The sequence below is a fragment of the Methanoculleus oceani genome (genome assembly GCF_023702065.1).
GTDB lineage: Archaea > Halobacteriota > Methanomicrobia > Methanomicrobiales > Methanoculleaceae > Methanoculleus > Methanoculleus oceani.
This window is the reverse complement of the sequence record NZ_QFDM01000001.1, coordinates 195,408-213,636: the sequence shown is the minus strand read 5'-3', so window position 1 is coordinate 213,636 and position 18,229 is coordinate 195,408. Positions and strand designations below refer to the sequence as shown.

Genomic DNA, 18,229 nt, shown 5'->3' with positions numbered 1-18,229 from the left:
TTGAGCAATCATTGGGACCGTGCAGCAGCACAGACCATAACTATCATTTTTCCAGCGATTCCATCGCCGTAGGGGTTCATCCAGCCGGACTTCCAGGCAGCTATCGAGCGGACCCCTTCAAGGATCTTCCCTGAATCGGCCCCTACCAGGATGTTCGATCCGACGTCCAACGTCTCGGGCCGTTCCGTGTCGTAGCGCATCGTAGCACAGGGGACACCGAGAACACAGGTCTCCTCCTGGACGCCGCCGGAATCGGTCAGCACGAGTCTCGCCTGCGACTCCAGCTGCAGGAACTCCAGGAACCCGAAGGGTTTGGTGAGGTTCAATCCATCGACGCCGATGCCCAGCTCCTTGATTCTTTTTTCGGTCCTCGGATGGACCGGGAAGACGACCGGCAGGGAGAACTCCTTCTGCACTCCTTCGAGCCCTTTGAGGATCTCCTTGAGCCGTGTCCGGTTGTCCACGTTCTCCTGCCGGTGGGCGGTGACGAGGAAGTATTCGTGGGGCTTGAGGTCGAGGTCTTTTAAGACGTTGCCTTTCTTCTTTGAGATGTCGAGGTTCTGGTAGATCGCATCGACGACGGTGTTGCCGGTCACGCAGATCTTCCGGTCCACGATGCCCTCCGCGAGGAGGTTCTCCCGGGCTCTCTCTGTCGGGGCAAAGAGGTAGTCCGAGATGTGGTCGGTGAGCACCCGGTTGATCTCCTCCGGCATCCAGCGGTTGAAACTCCGGAGGCCCGCTTCGATATGCCCCACCCGCACATGCAGTTTCGATGCCGCGAGAGCCCCGGCCATGACGGTGTTCGTGTCTCCCTGCACCAGAACGATGTCGGGTGACTCCTTCACCAGGATATCCTCGACACCGGTCATGATCTTCGCCGTCTGACCGGCATGGGTCCCGGAACCTACGTCGAGACTATAGTCCGGATCCGGAAGTTCAAGCTCCTCGAAGAAGAGCCGGTCCATCTCGTAGGAGTAGTGCTGCCCGGTATGGAGGATAAAGTAGTCAAGACCTCTGCGTTCGCATTCCCTGATGACGGGAGACATCTTGATGATCTCCGGCCGTGTGCCGAGTATTACTCCAATCATTCTACACCTCTCCTCTGCGTCGTACCGTTCACTTCCGCTCACTCCCGCATTCTTGCGATAAGGGCAAGCATCAGGCCCAGCATGAGTGCGATGGTCCCCGGGATCAGGAAGAGCGTTGCAAGCATGCCCTGCTCGATCGCGACGAGGCCGGTCTCGCTAAATCCCTGGAAGAACCGTAGGAGGAGAAAGATCCCGGCAAGCATCGCAGCGAGCCCGGGCAGGCCGATGTGCAGGAGAGGCCTCTTCTCCACGGCGAGCCAGAATATCGATCCGAGCACCTCCATTCCATGAGATAAGGGGTTCTTTGTGGATGTGTCAAAATCACCGTATTTGCAGTTGATCGGCGTCTCCCCGATCCGCAGGTGCCTCTCCTGGGCGATCCGGAGCATCTCCGATTCGGTCGAGAAGTCATCCTTCCGGAGCGTACCGAGCATCGACTCCATGGTCTTCCTGTTCAGTGCCCGAAAGCCGCACTGTGAGTCGGTTATCGAACAGCCGGTGCTGGAGGCGACATCAAGCACCGCCCGACCGAACCGGCGGTAAAAGGGCATCTGATCGAAGGTCCGGAAGCCGATGACGAGGTCTGCGGTATCGGCGAGGATCGGCTCGACCAGGAGAGGTATCTCCCCGGGGTTGTGCTGACCGTCTCCGTCCATGAGGACCAGACAGTCGTAGTTGTGCCCGACTGCATACTTAAGGGCGCTCTTGATCCCCTGCCCCTTCCCCTTCTGGGCTCCGTGCGAGATGACGGTCGCCCCGGCATCCCGGGCGACCTTCACGGTGCTGTCCGTACACCCGTCGTCGATGACCAGGACCTCGTCGACGTGCTGCCGGGCCCGGAGAACGACGGAACCGATCGCAACCTCCTCGTTGAAACAGGGGATCGCTGCAAGTGTCCTGAGCCTGCCCGACCGGCGGGACGGAATGGCGGCAGCCTCGGTGGTCTCGCTCACCACCCGCCGGTTTCCCGGAGCCGCCGGCGTCCGTAAAGGGTTGATCTGCTCCTGGACCTCACAGCGGAGGGCAGGGGTGCCTATCGGGCTCTCCTGTCCGATACTCCGGGGCATATGCCGTTCGATCCATCTGTCTCTCTCTGCATCTATGTACTGTGGCAATGGCACAGTTGTTTCTTCGGCGAACCACCCCTCTACGTGAGCGGGTGGCCTCGCCCGAACCGGATCCTTGTCGTACATCCACTTTCCCCTCTTGACGTACTGAAACGGGACTGTGCTGACATATATTAATAGGTTATTATTAAGCATATCTCATTGACTAAATCAAAAAATAGATCTAATTTGGTTTACCCTGGTGCCCTTAAAATCCTCTCAGGGTAGTTAAATATTTCGACTCTGTGAGGGAAGTTCATCAGCTTCCCGTACGGATGGATGGAACATCGGCATGCTACGATTCCGGCTGTGTCCGGTATTATCGGGTATCGCGATCAGGAAAGGTTAAGCCCGGCAGCCCCGGATGGTGGGTAAACAGTCTGATCCCGCCTGCCGCACCGCTTTTGGAAGATCCATTGCCTGCGGTCTGATACTTTTAAAGCAGCGATTATGAGAGGGGTCTGTTTCCCGATCCTCTCTGCACCGGGTTGCCGTATTGGGAAGTATTATATCCGGGATGTGTCCGGCCACCGGTCATCCGGTGCAAGGCATGCGGATACTTCCGCCATGAGAGCGTGGTAACGGTAGCGGTCGGCAAGGTATCGGCGGCTCTTCTCGTCGATCGGGAGCGGTGCAAAGGAGACCCCGCAATCGATATCCCAGAGGATCAGCCCCTCGGGAGGGGCCGCAGGGATTCTCTGCTCCACCGGTGCTGTAAGGAGCCGTGCGATCTCTCCGGCGCCGGCCTCGCCCCTCCCCACTCGTTCGAGCGCCGTCGCCATGCACCGGACCATATTCCAGAGGAAACTCTCCCCTGTCACTTCAAAGACGGTGAACGGCCCGTCTTTAAAGACCCGTGCCGCAAGGATCCTCCTCTCCGGGCTCCGGTCGCCGACGCGGGCGAACGCCGAGAAGTCGTGCCGCCCGAGAAACTCCTGTGCCGCTTCGTGCATGGCTGCGGCGTTGCCCGGGGAGAAGAAGTAGTAGCGGTAGGTCCTCGATGCGGTGCTGTACCGGGGGTGGAACCCATCCGGGACCCCGGCCCACGCCGTGCACCAGATGTCGGCCGGGAGCACCTGGTTCAGTGCCCGGACCGCCCGTTCGGGCCTGTCGGTAGAAAACGAGCAGACCTGACCACGGGCATGCACCCCGCGATCGGTGCGGCCGGCGGTGACGAAGTTCGCCTCCCGCCAGTCGTCGAAGACCTGGAGGCGCCGGCAGGCCTCGATGAACTCCCCCTCAACGGTGCGGAGCAGAGGCTGCATCTGCGAGCCGAAGAAACGGTCCCCGAAGTACGAGAAACGGAACGCCAGGTTCATCCGTGTACCGTCCGCCGAATCCTGCGGAGAGCGCCCTTGATGGACTGGCGTGTGTAGGTGTGGAGCGGGGTCATCCTCCCTCCCGCCATCGTCCGCCCTTCCCGGATCGCGGAGAGGATGGAGGCCACATCCGGCTCGGCCGTGACGTACGTGACCCCGAACCCGACGTAACGGGCGTTGTGGGCGTCGCTCCCGGCAACGCCGGGTTTCCCGAACCTCCGTGCAATGACTGCGGCCTTCCGGTTCGCCGACCCGGTGATGTAGCGGCTGTTGAAGACCTCCACTGCATCCACTGCTCCGATACCCGCCGCGAGTCTCCTCCCGACGCCGTGACGCCAGCGGTGGTAGGGGTGCGGGAGGATGAGGAGAGCGCCCCGGGCACGGGCAAGGGCGACGGTCTCGTGGAAGTCAAGCCCTGCCGGCAGGGGCTCCGTGACCCCGAGAGCGAGCAGGTGGCCCTGTCTCGTCGATACCTCCGTGCCCGGAATCACGGTCACGGAGGTGTCGCACTCGAGGGCGTAGCGGGCACCTTCCACCGTGTCGTGATCGGTGATCGCGACAGCGTCGAGGCCGACAGCCTCCGCTCGCCGGAGGATTTCCTCCACACTGCTCTCTCCGTCCCTGGAGAACCTTGTGTGGACATGCAGATCGCACCGCAGCATGAGATCAGATTATTTGTCATCCCCTGAATAATAAGTGAAGTGTTATGCGCATTCTCCTCCCGACCGGATCGGCAACGGTCGCAATAGTAAAAGCGGCCGCTGAGCGGTTCAGCGACCGCTACGAGACAGATGTTGCGGTTACCGGCGAAATTGCGTCGTTTCTTGCCCCCGCCGACCTCCGGGTGCTGCTCGTTGCCGGTGACTACGACATGGCGATCGTCTCCGGGATGTGCACCGCATCCTTTGCCGATATCGAGCGCGAGACCGGCGTCCCGGTCTACCGGGGCCCGCGGCACGCGGCCGACCTCCCGCTGGTCTTTTCGGTGCTTGACCGTGTCCGGCTCTCAAAGACCGTTCCCGCCGACGAGTTCCTCGCACAGACACGTCGTGAGGAGGCCTTCCGGCAGGTGGCGCTCCGGGAAGCGGAGGCGGAGGCGGACTTCATCGTCCGCGGCGTGAAGATCGGCGGGGGTTCGAGGATGAAGGTGCTCGCGGAGATCATGGATGCGCACAAGCGCGACGATCTCCCCGCCGACGTCCGGCGGTTCTTTGCCGACGGGGCCGACATCGTCGACCTGGGGTTCGGTTTCGACGCGGCACCCGGCGATGTCGAGCGGTGTTTTGCTGCCCTTGCGGATATCGAAGGCCCCCTCGCGGTCGATACGCAGGACCCCTCCCTCATCGCGGCGGCTCTCTTCCGTGCCGACCTGGTGCTCTCCCTGCACGAGGGAAACATCCCCGCCGTCGGGGAGGCGGTCGCGGATGCCGGGGCGGCCGCGGTCGTGGTGCCTCGTGAACGGACGCTCCCGGAGAACCTTGCCGCCGCACAGGATGCCGGGATCCGCTGCCTGATCGCCGACCCCCTCCTCCAGCCGGTGGGGTCCGGACTCGCCGCTTCGCTCTCCGGGTTCATGGAGGTTTCCTGCCCGCTCTTCTTCGGGGCGGGAAACGTCGTGGAACTGCTGGACGCCGACTCTTCCGGGGCGAACGCGCTGCTCGCGGGGATGGCGCACGAGGTCGGGGCCGCCGTCGTCTTCACGAGCGAACACAGCGACAAGACCACCGGATCGGTCGCGGAGATGCGGCGGGCGACCGAGATGATGGCCCTCGTGACCGACCGGCCGTATCCCAAAGACCTGGGGCTCGATCTCCTGATCCTGAAGGAGAAACGGCGACGGCGCGAACCTCCGCTGGAGTACGGGGGTATCATGGATGCGCATCCCGCCGCGGACGAGATCGTCTACGACCCTCTCGGGTGCATCCGCATCGGCATCGAGGGGGACTGCATCGTCGCGGTCCACAAGGATCGCGCCGTGCGGGGGAGGCGCTGGGAGGACGTCTTCTACACGCTCCTCGAGAACGGGAGCCTCTCCCGGCTCGACCATGCTGCTTATCTCGGAAAAGAACTCTTCAAGGCGGAACTCGCCATCAGGTACAGGAGGAGCTTCGAGCAGGACGGGCCGTTCTGAACGGCCCGTTCCCGTATGCCGTTCATGATGGAGGAGACCGGTCCCGGTCCGGCGGCCTGGTTCCACCAAAATATAATAATATTTATATAATTGTATGGTTATTTTCCCGTCCGTGGCAGCGGGGAGCGGTGCCGAACTGTTCGGGCTGGTATCACCGGTATCATGAACTGGAGGTTAGAAGCGTCTTCAGGGTCCGAGTCCGGGATGCCGACCGTTCTTCCTGCCGTGATTCATAAACGTGGTGAGACTGCATGAGACGGAATCCAACCATACTCGGGCTCGTAGCGGCCCTGGCCATCGGACTCGTTGCCCTGCCGGTTCTCGCGGCAACTGCCGACGTCGATATACGCGACGGGGCGTATCTCCCCCCTTCGCTCACGGTTGAGGGCAATACTACGGTAACCTGGACGAATTACGACGAGGTAAGCCATACCGTCACCAGCACGGGCGGACTCTTCGACTCCGGGCCGATAGAACAGAACGAGACGTTCGACTACACCTTCGCCGATACGGGAACCTATCCGTACGGCTGTACGCTCAACGCCTCGACGCAACGGACACCCATGCAGGGTGTCGTCATCGTCGTCCCGGAGGGAATGATGGTCGACGGGGAGGAGACCGCGACCCCGACGGAGGAGCCGGAGAACGCGACGTTGGCCGACCTGATCGCGGGGAATGAGAATCTGACCTCCTTTGCGGATGCCGTCGGGGGGGCGGGCCTTACCGAAACCGTGCTTGCCACGGGGGGGCCGTATACGGTCTTTGCTCCGGACGATGCCGCCTTCGAAGCTCTCGGCAACGAGACCCGTGCCGGACTCTCGAACGATACGGAGACGCTTGATACCCTGCTCATGCACCACGTGGTGGGGGGGAACTATACCTTAGAAGACCTGATGGCGGAAGTAAACGCCACCGGCAACGAGACGGTTCTTGAGACGCTCACCGGGGACAACCTCTCCGTCGTGGCGGCCGACGGCACCCTCACGGTAGGGAACGCCACAATCGTCGCATCCGATATCACGGCCGACAACGGCGTCGTCCATATCATCGACACGGTCCTCGTGCCGCCGGGTCTCGTGCTGCCGGAGAACGTGACCCCGGCGGGGAACGAGACCGCTGACGCGAACGTCACCATCACGTCGCCGGAGGAGGGCGCCAGCATCGCTGCCGGGAACGTCACGGTGAGCGTGAACGTCACGAACTTCACGCTGGTGGAGCCGACCGGGCAGGCGAACGCGCCGGGCGAAGGTCACCTGCACTACTACCTGGACGCCCCGGTGCCGACGAACGCGAGCGCGCCCGCCATCCCGGAGACCGGCGGCTACGTCGTCTCCGCGAACACCTCATACACCTGGGAGAACGTGACGGCGGGCGAGCACAACCTCTCGGTCCAGCTGGTCAACAACGACCACACCCCGCTCATACCGCTCATGTTCGAGACGGTGAACGCCACCGTCGACGGGAACGCGACCCCGGAGGCCACGCCGGAAGAACGGGTCATCCCTTAAACGATCCCACTTTTTTCTTCCGGACCCCCACAGGCCGGGGACACATGCCGAACGCGAGGGCTTATGTTTCCTCCTCTCCCACCATTCAGTAGAATGGCCATACGCGGGATCAGCAGGGATCTGCTTGCGATGCTCTTCGAACTCGGGAAGGAACATCACCCGAACGAGTTCGTCGCCGTGCTGCGAGAGAGGAACGGCATTATCCGGGACCTCGACCTGGTGCCCGGCACCATCGTCGGGGAAGAGAGCGCCTCGTTCTTCATCGATATGCTCCCGCTGGACATCCACCAGGCCGGCAGCGCCCATAGCCACCCGAACGGGGTCCTCTCCCCGTCGTCGGCGGATCTCAGGTTCTTCCCCACGGTGGGACGTTACCACGTCATCGTCGGCTCCCCTTACACGGAGAGGGACTGGCGGTGCTACCGGGCGGACGGGAGCGCGATGTCCCTTGAGGTGGTCGAGTGATCCGTGTGGTCGCGACGGGGACGTTCGATATCCTCCACCCCGGGCACCTCTACTACCTCGAGGAGTCCCGGAGACTCGGCGACGAACTCTCGGTGATCGTGGCGCGGGACGCGAACGTGAAGCATAAGCCGAGGCCGATCCTCCCGGAGGATCAACGGCTCCGGATGGTCCGGGCATTAAAGCCGGTCGACCATGCGCTCCTCGGCGACCTCCACGATATGTTCAGGCCGATAGCAGAGATCCGGCCCGATATCATCACGCTCGGGTTTAACCAGCATTTCGACGAGGAGCATCTCCGGCAGAGACTCCGGGACCGCGGGCTCGACGCGGACGTCGTCCGGATACCCGGGTATCCCGGCTCGCTTGCCAGTTCATCGAAGATCATCGAGCGTATCCTGAATACCCGGGGCCCATCCGGTCCCACCAGCCCTGCCGGTGAAGAGTGACTCCGGCCCCGGGAAGCGCGGGACTCACCCGCAGGTGACGGCGGTTCATGCGGCAGATAGATGTGTTATGGGGCGATGACGGAGATGACGGCCGGATCAACTGGCTGAAAGTCTCGGTTCCGCTCCTCCTCTGCGGGCTCTTCCTTGCTGTCATGTGGTTCTTCCTTCCGGCGGAGCAGTGGCTCCTGCTTGTCGGGATGATGGTCGCCTATATCGTTCCGCCGCTCGGCCGGGAGACGATCATCCCGGTCTGCATCCTCTGCGGGATCCCCTGGTGGCTGGCCGCGTTTGCCCTGGCGTTCCTGGACTTTGCCGGCGGGCTCTTCATGGCCTGGAACTTCCCGCTGGTCCTGCGCATCCCCCGCATCGGCCCCTGGGTCAGCCGCTTTGTGGCCGCAGGCAGGACGTTCCTCGACCGGCGGCCGTGGCTTGAACGGCTCTACTTCGTCGGTCTCATCGCCTTTGTAGCCCTCCCCTTTGACGGGTCGGGGAGCATCGTCGGCTCCGTCGTCGGAAGAATGCTCGGGATGACGAAGACGGAGGTCCTCTCCTGCATCACCATCGGCGGCATCATCGGCAGTTTTGCCATCGCTCTCGGCATCGACTATATCGTGAACCTCATCCCGGAGGGAACCGGGTTCTGGGTCTCGCTTGCCGTCTTCCTCCTGATCGGCACCGCACTCCTGGTGATGTACCGGAGTTATTCGCGGAAACAGGAGACGAACGCCTGACCCCCGCGGCTGACGCCGGCGGTTTTCCTTCTGTCGGGGAGGGCCCGACCCCCCCTCTCTTCTGGTGTTTTAAACGAGGCAGATGCCCTCTCCGGGCCGGAGTCGACGCAACACAAACAGAAACTATAATACGCAGAACAGGGGATTAATCATCCTGACCTGTCCGGAAAACCCGGACCGGAGATCCGGAGACGCCGCATACCGCCGCTCTCCGGAGCGGCAAGGGGCGGCTCCGTTCTGCCGCCCGGGACGATCAGGATATGGATCCGCATACAACGAACCGTTTGGCGACCGGCGAGGAGCACGGCGACGGTCCGGACTGTCGGGAGGGCGAGAGTTCCGTCGCCGGCGAGACCCCGGCCGGGATATCCGGCGTCACCGCTGCGATGCTGCGGCAGGTGATCGAGACCTCGCTCTCCGGGATCTGCATCGTCGATCGGGAGGGACGTATCGCCTTTGCCAACGCTGCGCTGCTTGCCATGTGGGGGTATGACCTGCAGGAGATGGTCGGAAAGCCCGCGACCCTCCTCTGGCTCTCCCCGGGAGAAGGGCAGGACTGCATCGGCTGCGCTCTCTCTGCCGGCAGGTGGAGCGGGACGGTTGCCGCCCGGCGGCGAGATTCATCCCGTTTCGACGCCGGGATATCGGTCAGCACAGTCCGTGACCCCGGGACCGCAGACGTCTGGCTCCTCCTCTCCTGCATCGACGTCACCGTGCGGCGCAAGGCCGAGGATGCGCCCGGCCACCACCGCAGCCTTGAAGCGGCCGTCGCGGCGATGCCCGCACGGTTCATGAATCCTGCGGAGATCGATCCGGCCATCGACGACTCGCTTGAGGACCTCGGCCGTGCGTGCGGGGTCTGCAGGGCCTACCTCTCCCTCTTCAACGATCCACGGACGCTTCTTGGCACGACGCACGAGTGGTGCCGGCCGGAGCGAAACCCCCGGCGGGGGGAGTCCCGGAAGTTTCCTTCGAGCGACCTTCCCCGGTGGGTCGTGCGGATCCTCGAAGGCGAGACCGTGCTCGTGAGCGGAGCGTCCCGTGAAGGGCGGCAGAGCAGGGAGGAGCGCGAGTTCCTGAAGCGTCACGGCGTTACCGCGACGCTGATGGTTCCGCTCCGGCTGAACGGGGCGGTCGTCGGCTTTGTCGGGTTCGACCGGGATACCGATGGTGCCCGGTTCGCGGACGAGGATGTGGCGCTCCTCTCTGCAGCCGTTCACATCATCGCGGGCGCACTCGACCGGAAGCAGTCCGAGTACATCTTCCGGGAGTCGGAAGACCTCTACCAGGTCGTCCTTGACGCCATCACCGATACCGTCACCGTCGTCGATACCCGGTTCACCCTTCTTCTCGCGAACGACGCCTTCGTCGCCTGGTGCGAAGACCTCGGGCTCGAAACAAACGTCGTCGGCAAGGATCTCTTCGCCGTCCTGCCGTTCCTCCCTCCCGCCACCCGGCAGATGTATGAGCGGGTCATACGGACCGGCCGGCCGCTGACATCGGAGCGGCCTCTCACGTTCGGCGACCGGACCATGATCCTCCGGGAGATGCGGGTCCCGATCTTCGAGCACGGCGAGGTCGCAAGGGTCGTCACCGTCTCCCGCGACGTCACCGCCCAGAGGGAGGTCGAGGACCTGAAATTAAAGGCCTACACCCAGATCGAGCGGAACATGGAGCAGTTCGCCCTGCTCGCCGACCATATCCGGAACCCGCTCCAGGCGATCATGGGGCGTGCCGAACTGCTTGACGATGCCGCGGCGACGGAGAAGATCCGCCAGCAGGTGCAGCGGATCAACGGGATCATCGATCAGCTCGACGGGCGGTGGGCGGAATCGAGAAAACTCTCCATGTTCTGGAGGAAGTACTCCTGATACCGGTCTCTTTCACCCCGTGTCCCGCAGTGTTCCCCATACCCGGTTCCGTTCGAGGATGACCCAGTAACGCCGCAGCTCGGCCTCCGCCGCCCGGTACCCGGGGTAATGGTCGCCGACGAGACGCCAGAACTGCTTCGAGTGGTTCTGCTCGCGGAGGTGGGCAGCCTCGTGGACGACGACGTACTCCCGCAGGGGGTCGGGAAGTGCTATGACGCGCAGGTTGACGTTCAGGTTGCCGAGCGTCGAGCAGCTCCCCCAACGGGTCTTCTGCATCTTCACCGAGATCCGCCCCTGCCTCCGGCTGCTGAGGTCCGGGCAGGCTTCCAGTCGGTCGAGAACCTCCTCCTTCAGCATCCGGGAGAGGTTTCTTTTGAGGGCGGGAACGGATGGGCAGGCGACGGCCCCGCCGGTCCCGTCGATCGCGAACCGCGCACCCGGGACCAGGCGGTGGAACCGCCCGTGCAGGAGGAGCAGGTCTTCCTGCCCGCACCCTTCGGCGGCCAGCCGGTCGAACTCCTCGCGCCGCTTCTCGATCCAGGCCGCGTTGCGCTGCAGAAACCCCCCAATGTCGAACGTCGGGGGAGCGACCACCCGCAGGGTCCCGTCCGGCCGCACCTGAAGACGGGCGGAGCGCACCGCCTTCCGGACGACGGTCATGCCGCACGGGACTCTCTCCTTTGCTCCCCCATTCATGTACCAGTACTGGGACGGCGGCGAGAAAAACCCCATGATCCGGCACGCACCTATACCTGATGAGGACAAAGAGTTACGGGAGGGCTCCCGCTCGAGCGTCGGGCGGGCGCAGAGGGTGGCATCGTGACAGAGAAAGAACTCAAGATCGGGGATATCGCGCGTCTCACCGGGATCTCCGAGCAGGATGTCCGGACACTCGTCCAGACCTACGACAGCCTCTTTACCTGCCGGACCATCGGCCCGGTCAGGCTCTTCCCGCCAAAGACGGTCCGGATTGTCCGGGAACTCATAGAACTCTCCGGGAAGGGTCTTTCGCCGGACGAGATCGTCGGAGAGATCCGATCCGGCAGAAAACCCTCGCCGGAAGAACCGGCTGGTGAGGTCGACCGGACCGCCGTCCCGCTCCCGCCCGAGGTGGTGATCGATCTCGGGGTGATGCAGGATACGCTGGCCCGGCAGGAACGCCGAATCGCGCGCCTGGTCGATGAACTCAAGCGGGAACAGGGACTGAGGGTCGAGGAGATCGGCCGGCTCCAGAAGACCGTCGACGACCTGCAGGAACAACTTCGCGCGCAGCGGGAGCAGCTAGGGGTCGTTGCGGAATGGGTGGACTACTTCGACCGGCGGATGGACGAGGCCACCCGCCCGGTGCTTGAACGGGTCCGGCGAACCGTCGCGAGGAAGAGCGATCCCGGACAGCCGTCCGGTCGCTCCGGCTGACCTCGTCCCTGCTCCGCCGGTGCGGCTCTTCACCGGGAGAGGCGGGCGCCGGGCCATCGCCGGAACCGGGTGAGTGCGATCCGGCTGCCGGCTGCATGGTCTCCGCCGATTCGCTATATCTATGGATATATGTAGCAAAATATAATATTTAATTTCATAAAATTAACAAAATTTAAATACGATCCCCGCTACCGGCATGCGAGGTGATCGAGATCTACCAGCAGAAGATGGCCACAATATTGACCGTCGCCATTCAAACCCTTGTCGTTGGCGGGTTGATAACCTGCATCGTCGTCGGAGCACAGGACCGGCCGTCTCCGGTGGATTCACCGGCCGTTGAGGGTCGGGATGCGGATTACCTGCCCGGGAACGCCTCGCCGGCCGCGTATCCCGTCGTCGGCCACCAGCCGGAGGGCATGCCGGGGGCCGGGGAGGGGACCCGCTCTTTCCGGGTTTAGGATCGTTCCTAACCCATCATGATCTGCACGGCCGTCGGGTACCTGTTCATGATGGCGTACACGAGAGGTTTCGCTATCCAGAGTCTCCCGCCCTGCATCCTTCTGAGAGGGCTGATCTCCTGGAGGCTCTGGAGGGCCTGCACCGCAGCCTCGTCCGCGAGGAAGAAACTGTCCGGGACCGTGGAGTCGAAGTAGAAGAGGATCGGGAGCCGGAGTCGTCTCTGCAACTCCCCCGGCAGGGCCTGCTCCAGCCGGAGGAGGACGTCGCGGTCGAACTCGTACCGGTTCCCGCCCTTCGTGACCGACGATGGGTGCTCCTCCGAGAGGAGCCGGGAGAGGCGTTTGCGTTCCGCGACGACGCCGTCGTTGATCCTGCCGATCTCAAACCGCATCCATCGTAAGAGGGTCGACTCGTCGCCTGCTGATGGTCGGTCAGGCATTGTATGCTCCGGTGGTGATCCGTACCCGGGTCGGGTTTAGAGACCTGTCTTTGTCATGCGATATATACCTGGCCCCGGGAGGCTCCTCTCCGGTGGCAGGCGTCGGGGCGTTATTTCAGCGATTCGAGCCGGAACCAACCCCTCTCCCGGATCACGACCCTCTCATCTCCCGGGCGAAAGTATATGTATCTCTACCCCCAATTCGGCGTCTTCTGTGTGATCATTCATGGAACGTGATTCAGCGCCCGACAGGTATACCCGACGGCATGTCCACTTCCGGTGGATGCCGCTCTGCGTTCTGCTGCTCGCCGGCATGACCGTTCTCCTCGCGGCCGCCCCGGCAGGCGCCACCGGCGCACCCGAGCAGGAGTACGATCCCGCCATCGCCGCAATGCTCGCGGAGATCGATGAATCCGAACTCGAGAACACGACATACGACCTGCAGAACTTTTCGACCCGGGTGTACGGCTCGGCTGGAAACCGGGAGGCGGGCGAGTACCTCTACCGGAGGCTTGCCGATATCCCCGGGCTCGAGGTGGAGTTCCGGGGCGGGGAACTCAACAACGTCGTCGCCACGCTCCCCGGTAGCGGCAACAACTCCGACGGAGTCGTGGTGGTGGGGGCGCATTACGACAGCACGTCCTCGGACCCCGACCGTGCGCCCGGGGCTACCGACAACGGGGGCGGCGTCGCGATCGTCCTGGAACTCGCCCGGGTGATGAGCCGGCACTCATTTAACCGGACTGTGGAGTTCGCGTTCTGGAACGCCGAAGAGATCGGTCGGTACGGCAGCGCCGACTATGCCGGGAACGCGACGATCCCGGTCGTGCTCTACTTCAACTACGACTCGGCCTGCTACGATCCCATGAATCGCTCCGTCCTCGATATCGTCTACGACGAGCGATCTGCGGATATTGCGGCGCTCATGGCGGGCCATAACACCCTCTACGGGCTCAACTTCACCCTGACCGGGAACAACCACACCTGTGCCTCGGACCATATACCCTTCCGGGCCCGGGGCTACCCGGCCGTGACGACCCACTGCGAGGAGCACGGCCCTGCCCATACCCCGGACGACACCATCGACCACGTCTCGTTTGGGTATGCGAAGAGGAACGCCGGGCTCGGCCTCTCGGTGCTGGCCGAAGTGGCCGGGCTCCGGGACGGTGCCGCCATCCAGAAGGCCCCGATGATACTGTGGAACCTCTCCGGAAGGTTGGACGGGGCGGGTTGATGACCCGGCGGCCATCCGGCTCGGGTGCGGGGCGTCCCTCTCACCGGGAGCTGCGGCATGGGCAAGCTATTATTAGGTGGGGGTCCAGAGGAGGTGGCTCTCCGGAGTGAGGCGGGAACCCTGGCGGATAGAGAAGACGGTCTCTCACCATCCGTGGAGGCCGCGCAGAGCCGCGAGGGCCCGCGCACGTCCGGGTGACGGAGGAATGCGTATGAAAGGCGAAGCAGAAGAGAAGATGACGGAAGGATCGGGACCGGTCACGTTTACGTGCTATCGTGTTACCCCGGGCGAGGGGGAGGGTGCCCCCGAGGAGGGTATGAACACCTACAGCGTCGTAGTGCTGCTGCCCGGGGGGGAGGTCAAGCACCAGGTCGTCTGGGCGCGGGAGCCTGAGGACATCGGCGACGCGATCCGGGTCCCCTCCGGTTCGAGGGTGATCATGACCGAGATGAAGAACACCCTCGTCTGGGACAGCGAGGAGGTGGGGGCGGAAGAGACGGCCGTGGAGGCCGCACCGTCCCCCTGACTTTTTTGGCGAACGGCGGCCGTTTGGTCTCCTTGCCTGCCGGATGAGGGCTTCTCCCGGCGTTTTGCCGGCGAAACGCTCCTGCCCCGGGATGGCCTCCGTGCAGGGGCTCTTTGCCGGGGTCTCCCGGGCCTACGAGGGTCCGCCCCCTCATTTAAGGGCGCATGCAGCTCCGCAAAGGATCCCCATCCCCGGTAGATCTCCCCGGCTCGCCGAGGAACCGTTAAATACCCCGACGGAATCAGGTGGGTTCGATCATGTATGACGGCCCCGGCTTCCGGGGCCGGTGGTACACCGGATCAACGATCTGCCGAGGATAGGATATGGTTGCCGACGAAGTAAGGAAGATCATCGATGCGAATAACAAACAATTCTCCGAAGGGTTCCTGAAGGGTGATGCCTCAATAACAGCATCTATCTATGCCGGGGATGCCGTCGTCTTCCCCCCGGATGCTCCCATGATCCAGGGGAGGGGAGCGATCGAGGAGTTCTGGCGAACGGTCATGGCTTCGGGCGTGAAGGGGGCGGAATTGACCACGCTCGAACTCTCCGGGGATGGCGATTACCTGCACGAGAAGGGAACGGGCATTCTCAGGGTCCATCCTCCGGGTGAAACGCCTGCCGAGCAGAGGATCAAGTTCGTTGTCGTGTGGAAGCACACGGCGGACGGCTGGAAGAACCTGTGGGATATCTGGAACGCTTCTCCCTGATGCGGAGGGTATGAGACGTCCGGGCTCGCCGGGAATCTGAAGGTACTCGGGGTCCGTCCCCCTCTCCCGCAGCGGCTACGAAGAGGCCCGCCGGTCCCGATCATCCCGTCTACGAAGGGCACCGGAAGGGGTGTTGGCCTACAGCCGGAACAATGCGGTTTTTTCGAAAAAAGGGGTTCTTCAGGGAGCCGGGGAGGGGAATGACGCATCCTCGCCGGTGATCTCGCTTAAGTAGACGCCGGACCCGACCCACCACGTCTCGTCGCCCGGGAGGACGTACCCGATCTTCAGCTCCTCACGGTTTTCCTGCTCCGGGTTCGGCCAGACGAAGACGATGAACCCGCCGCCCGACTCTGCCGTATCCCGGAGCGCCCGGATGTTCTTCATCCCGAACGGGTCCTCTCTCTCGATCAGGCTCGTGCCTATCGAGGCCTGCAGGTGGGGATGGGCAAGGAGCGTCCCGTTGTAATCGTAGGCGTAGAGGTAATGGCCTGCCGGATCGACAAACATCCCGGACGCATTCGAGATCTCGGAAAATGCTGCTTCCGCCCCCTGTTCGCGGCCGTAGGCGGCACCGCGCTCGACGAGGTCGATCATCGCCGATACGGGCTCCGGGTACGGCTCCCGGCCGGGACCGGCCGCCTCAGAGAGGTAGACGCCTGAAGCCACCCACCACGTCTCCCCGGCCGGGGCGACGTAGCCGATCTTCGGGACGTAGGTGCCTTTTGCCGACTCGTCGATCGACCCGTTTTCCGGCGCCGGATAGAGGTAAGCGATGTACCCGCCGCCGTCTGCCGCCGTATGCGCACCGATGCGGATCGCCGGCAGCCCCCGGACGTCGGTCCAGTTCTCCCGGTTCGTTCTGACCGCATCCTTCTCGTAGGGGTGCGCAAGAAGCGTCCCGTTGTAATCGTAGGCGTATACGTACAGGGCTCCCCGCGAGAACCTGCCCGCCCCGTTGTTGAATTCGGCGAGTGCTGCGTCTTCTCCGGCTGTCTTTGCGTAGGTGGCGGCCTCCCGGACGAAACCCGCGAGGTCTCTCGTGGTCATATTCTCCTCCACGGCCTCCTGTTCGACAGGGACGCTGCATCCGGCCGCGAAAACCAGCAGAAAGACCATGCCGACGAGGTAGCATCTTTTCATACCCTCTTGTGGGATGGAATACCAAAAAAACACGCCGGAACCTTCCTCGACGGAGCCGCTAACAGTAGAAGTGAGCCTCCTGCTTTGTCCCGAACATCCCCGCAAGTTAGATACGGGCAGCAGTTCACTCGAATTATGGATCAATCCCCCGGCGATCAGTCTCATACGACGGTGCCGGTGACCACCGGCATCGCGACGGCGTTCGGCCGGATCCGCCTCATCTGGATTCAACCTGGAACCGGGCCAAAGGTCCGGAGAATTATCCTCCCCGGCGATCCTCGAGCCGATACGGCGATGATCGAAGAGATGGTTCTCATTCCAGAACCGCGGGATGACAGCATCCGGACGCTGATTGCCGGGATCCAGTCGTTCCTTGCAGGGCACGACGTGCAGTTCGATATCGGTCTCCTCGACCTGGACCGGTGCCCGCCCTTCCAGCGGCGCGTGCTCCTCGCAGAATATGGCATCCCCCGGGGGCATGTCAGCACCTACGGGCGCATCGCCCGGCATATCGGGAGCCCACGTGCCTCCCGGGCAGTTGGCAGCGCGCTCGCGGGAAACCCGTTTCCCCCCGTCATCCCCTGCCACCGTGCCCTGCGTTCTGACGGGCGATTGGGCGGGTTTCAGGCAGGCCTCGCTATGAAACGGAGACTGCTCGAGATGGAGGGGGTCAGGTTCCGTGAGGACGGCCGGGTGCTCATGGAGCGTGTATGGTACTGAAGCCCCTTGCGGAGAGTGTAAGTCTTCTCCGCGGTTCTCCATAACAGGCCTGATGCCGTCCTGCACGCCCGTTCATAGAGAGGTATATGTGGGATCGCATCCCCCCGTCCCCGGGTGATCGGATGGCGAATGTTACCCAGCAGATGGCGAAAGCCACGGAATACAGTGCGGTTAACCTGCTGAAGGATGCCGGGGCGGATACGGAGCGATGGAGCCGGACGCCGGACGAAGCGACGATCAAAAGGACGATTGAGGCGATCGAGGCCCGGAACGTCAGGGTGATCCCCGTCGATACGGCAGAGGACGCTCTCAGGACCGTCGTCGACCTGCTGCCCGAAGGAGCCGAGGTCATGAACGGCTACTCGACGACCCTGATCGAGATCGGATACGACCGGATGCTCAAAGAGAACCCGAAGGGATGGCGGGATTACCACGCGGCCATCACCGCCGAGGACGATGAAAAGAAGCGGCATGCACTCCGCCGCAAAAGCGTGGCCGCCGACTACTTCCTCTCCGGGGTGCAGGCGATCGCCGAGTCTGGCGAGGTCGTTGCGTGCGACAAGACCGGGAGCCGGACGGGGGCGTGGCCTCACGCGGCGGCCCGTCTTATCCTCGTCTCCGGGACGAACAAGATCGTGCCGACCGTCGACGATGCGCTCCGGCGGTGCCGGGAGTACGCCCTGCCCCTCGAGAACCAGCGCGCAAAGCGTGCCTACGGCACGGGAAGTTATATCGGCAAATACGTGATCCTCGAGAACGAAGTTGCCGAAGGGAGGATAACCCTTGTCCTGATCCGGGAGCTGCTCGGGTATTGAATCCGGCTGTCCCGCGCAGCGGCACCGGGCCTGCCTGCTGAAGGAAAAGAGCGGCGTCTTCATGGCAGGCTTATGCCCGGTTTACCTCTTTTGCGGGTCAAC

20 protein-coding genes are annotated in these 18,229 nt (G+C 63.3%); 13 read left to right on the top strand and 7 right to left on the bottom strand.

Annotated elements, in window-relative coordinates:
- Positions 1-8: 8 nt before the first annotated feature.
- From wecB to DIC75_RS01125, 4 genes are all read right to left on the bottom strand, one after another.
- Complete coding sequence (wecB, locus tag DIC75_RS01140) at positions 9-1,088, bottom strand: non-hydrolyzing UDP-N-acetylglucosamine 2-epimerase (RefSeq protein WP_250986180.1); 1,080 nt, start codon at positions 1,086-1,088, stop codon at positions 9-11.
- Between the two features lie 38 nt (positions 1,089-1,126).
- The gene (locus DIC75_RS01135) at positions 1,127-2,155 is read right to left on the bottom strand and encodes a glycosyltransferase family 2 protein (RefSeq protein WP_250986179.1); all 1,029 of its coding nucleotides are present in this window, start codon (positions 2,153-2,155) and stop codon (positions 1,127-1,129) included.
- Positions 2,156-2,700: 545 nt separating this feature from the next.
- Entirely contained in the window at positions 2,701-3,513 is an 813-nt protein-coding gene (truA, locus tag DIC75_RS01130; RefSeq protein ID WP_250986178.1) for a tRNA pseudouridine(38-40) synthase TruA, read from the bottom strand.
- On the bottom strand, positions 3,510-4,175 hold the full coding sequence (locus DIC75_RS01125; protein WP_250986177.1) for a CehA/McbA family metallohydrolase: 666 nt from the start codon (positions 4,173-4,175) through the stop codon (positions 3,510-3,512). Before DIC75_RS01125 ends, truA begins: the two co-directional genes overlap by 4 nt.
- Positions 4,176-4,219: 44 nt before the next feature.
- On the opposite strand from DIC75_RS01125, the gene DIC75_RS01120 reads away from it, so the two are divergent.
- From DIC75_RS01120 to DIC75_RS01095, 6 genes are all read left to right on the top strand, one after another.
- Positions 4,220-5,644 carry a dihydropteroate synthase-like protein gene (locus DIC75_RS01120; RefSeq protein WP_250986176.1) on the top strand — a complete coding sequence of 475 codons (1,425 nt, stop codon included), beginning with the start codon at positions 4,220-4,222 and terminating at the stop codon, positions 5,642-5,644.
- 251 nt (positions 5,645-5,895) lie between these two features.
- The gene (locus tag DIC75_RS01115) at positions 5,896-7,152 is read left to right on the top strand and encodes a fasciclin domain-containing protein (protein WP_250986175.1); all 1,257 of its coding nucleotides are present in this window, start codon (positions 5,896-5,898) and stop codon (positions 7,150-7,152) included.
- Positions 7,153-7,245: 93 nt separating this feature from the next.
- The gene (locus tag DIC75_RS01110; protein WP_250986174.1) at positions 7,246-7,617 is read left to right on the top strand and encodes a Mov34/MPN/PAD-1 family protein; all 372 of its coding nucleotides are present in this window, start codon (positions 7,246-7,248) and stop codon (positions 7,615-7,617) included.
- On the top strand, positions 7,614-8,063 hold the full coding sequence (locus DIC75_RS01105; RefSeq protein WP_250986173.1) for an FAD synthase family protein: 450 nt from the start codon (positions 7,614-7,616) through the stop codon (positions 8,061-8,063). The genes DIC75_RS01110 and DIC75_RS01105 overlap by 4 nt, the downstream gene beginning before the upstream one ends.
- Before the next feature lie 47 nt (positions 8,064-8,110).
- Positions 8,111-8,794 (top strand): small multi-drug export protein, encoded by a 684-nt coding sequence (locus tag DIC75_RS01100; RefSeq protein ID WP_250986172.1) that lies wholly within the window; start codon positions 8,111-8,113, stop codon positions 8,792-8,794.
- A gap of 260 nt (positions 8,795-9,054) precedes the next feature.
- Positions 9,055-10,665 carry a PAS domain S-box protein gene (locus DIC75_RS01095; RefSeq protein WP_250986171.1) on the top strand — a complete coding sequence of 537 codons (1,611 nt, stop codon included), beginning with the start codon at positions 9,055-9,057 and terminating at the stop codon, positions 10,663-10,665.
- A 12-nt stretch (positions 10,666-10,677) separates the two neighbouring features.
- On the opposite strand, the gene DIC75_RS01090 is transcribed toward DIC75_RS01095, so the two are convergent.
- The gene (locus DIC75_RS01090; protein ID WP_250986170.1) at positions 10,678-11,397 is read right to left on the bottom strand and encodes a M48 family metallopeptidase; all 720 of its coding nucleotides are present in this window, start codon (positions 11,395-11,397) and stop codon (positions 10,678-10,680) included.
- 87 nt (positions 11,398-11,484) lie between these two features.
- Here DIC75_RS01090 and DIC75_RS01085 point away from each other — a divergent pair, with 87 nt between their 5' ends.
- Positions 11,485-12,081: a MerR family transcriptional regulator gene (locus DIC75_RS01085; protein ID WP_250986169.1), complete on the top strand. Its 597-nt coding sequence runs from the start codon at positions 11,485-11,487 to the stop codon at positions 12,079-12,081.
- Between the two features lie 203 nt (positions 12,082-12,284).
- The gene (locus DIC75_RS01080) at positions 12,285-12,539 is read left to right on the top strand and encodes a hypothetical protein (protein WP_250986168.1); all 255 of its coding nucleotides are present in this window, start codon (positions 12,285-12,287) and stop codon (positions 12,537-12,539) included.
- A gap of 8 nt (positions 12,540-12,547) precedes the next feature.
- On the opposite strand, the gene DIC75_RS01075 is transcribed toward DIC75_RS01080, so the two are convergent.
- The gene (locus tag DIC75_RS01075) at positions 12,548-12,979 is read right to left on the bottom strand and encodes a DUF61 family protein (protein WP_250986167.1); all 432 of its coding nucleotides are present in this window, start codon (positions 12,977-12,979) and stop codon (positions 12,548-12,550) included.
- Positions 12,980-13,205: 226 nt separating this feature from the next.
- Between DIC75_RS01075 and DIC75_RS01070 the strand changes: the two genes are divergently transcribed.
- The 3 genes from DIC75_RS01070 (at position 13,206) to DIC75_RS01060 (ending at position 15,449) form a co-directional block, all read left to right on the top strand.
- Positions 13,206-14,213 carry a M28 family metallopeptidase gene (locus tag DIC75_RS01070; protein ID WP_250986166.1) on the top strand — a complete coding sequence of 336 codons (1,008 nt, stop codon included), beginning with the start codon at positions 13,206-13,208 and terminating at the stop codon, positions 14,211-14,213.
- 211 nt (positions 14,214-14,424) lie between these two features.
- Complete coding sequence (locus DIC75_RS01065; protein ID WP_250986165.1) at positions 14,425-14,739, top strand: hypothetical protein; 315 nt, start codon at positions 14,425-14,427, stop codon at positions 14,737-14,739.
- Between the two features lie 323 nt (positions 14,740-15,062).
- Entirely contained in the window at positions 15,063-15,449 is a 387-nt protein-coding gene (locus tag DIC75_RS01060; RefSeq protein WP_250986164.1) for a YybH family protein, read from the top strand.
- Between the two features lie 180 nt (positions 15,450-15,629).
- Here DIC75_RS01060 and DIC75_RS01055 read toward each other — a convergent pair whose 3' ends face one another.
- Positions 15,630-16,592 (bottom strand): cache domain-containing protein, encoded by a 963-nt coding sequence (locus tag DIC75_RS01055; RefSeq protein WP_250986163.1) that lies wholly within the window; start codon positions 16,590-16,592, stop codon positions 15,630-15,632.
- Positions 16,593-16,727: 135 nt separating this feature from the next.
- Here DIC75_RS01055 and DIC75_RS01050 point away from each other — a divergent pair, with 135 nt between their 5' ends.
- Together DIC75_RS01050 and DIC75_RS01045 are read left to right on the top strand one after the other, a co-directional pair.
- Positions 16,728-17,312, top strand: coding sequence for a methylated-DNA--[protein]-cysteine S-methyltransferase (locus DIC75_RS01050; RefSeq protein WP_250986162.1), 585 nt, complete (start codon positions 16,728-16,730; stop codon positions 17,310-17,312).
- A 122-nt stretch (positions 17,313-17,434) separates the two neighbouring features.
- Entirely contained in the window at positions 17,435-18,127 is a 693-nt protein-coding gene (locus DIC75_RS01045; RefSeq protein WP_250986161.1) for a lactate utilization protein, read from the top strand.
- The last annotated feature ends 102 nt before the right edge of the window (positions 18,128-18,229 follow it).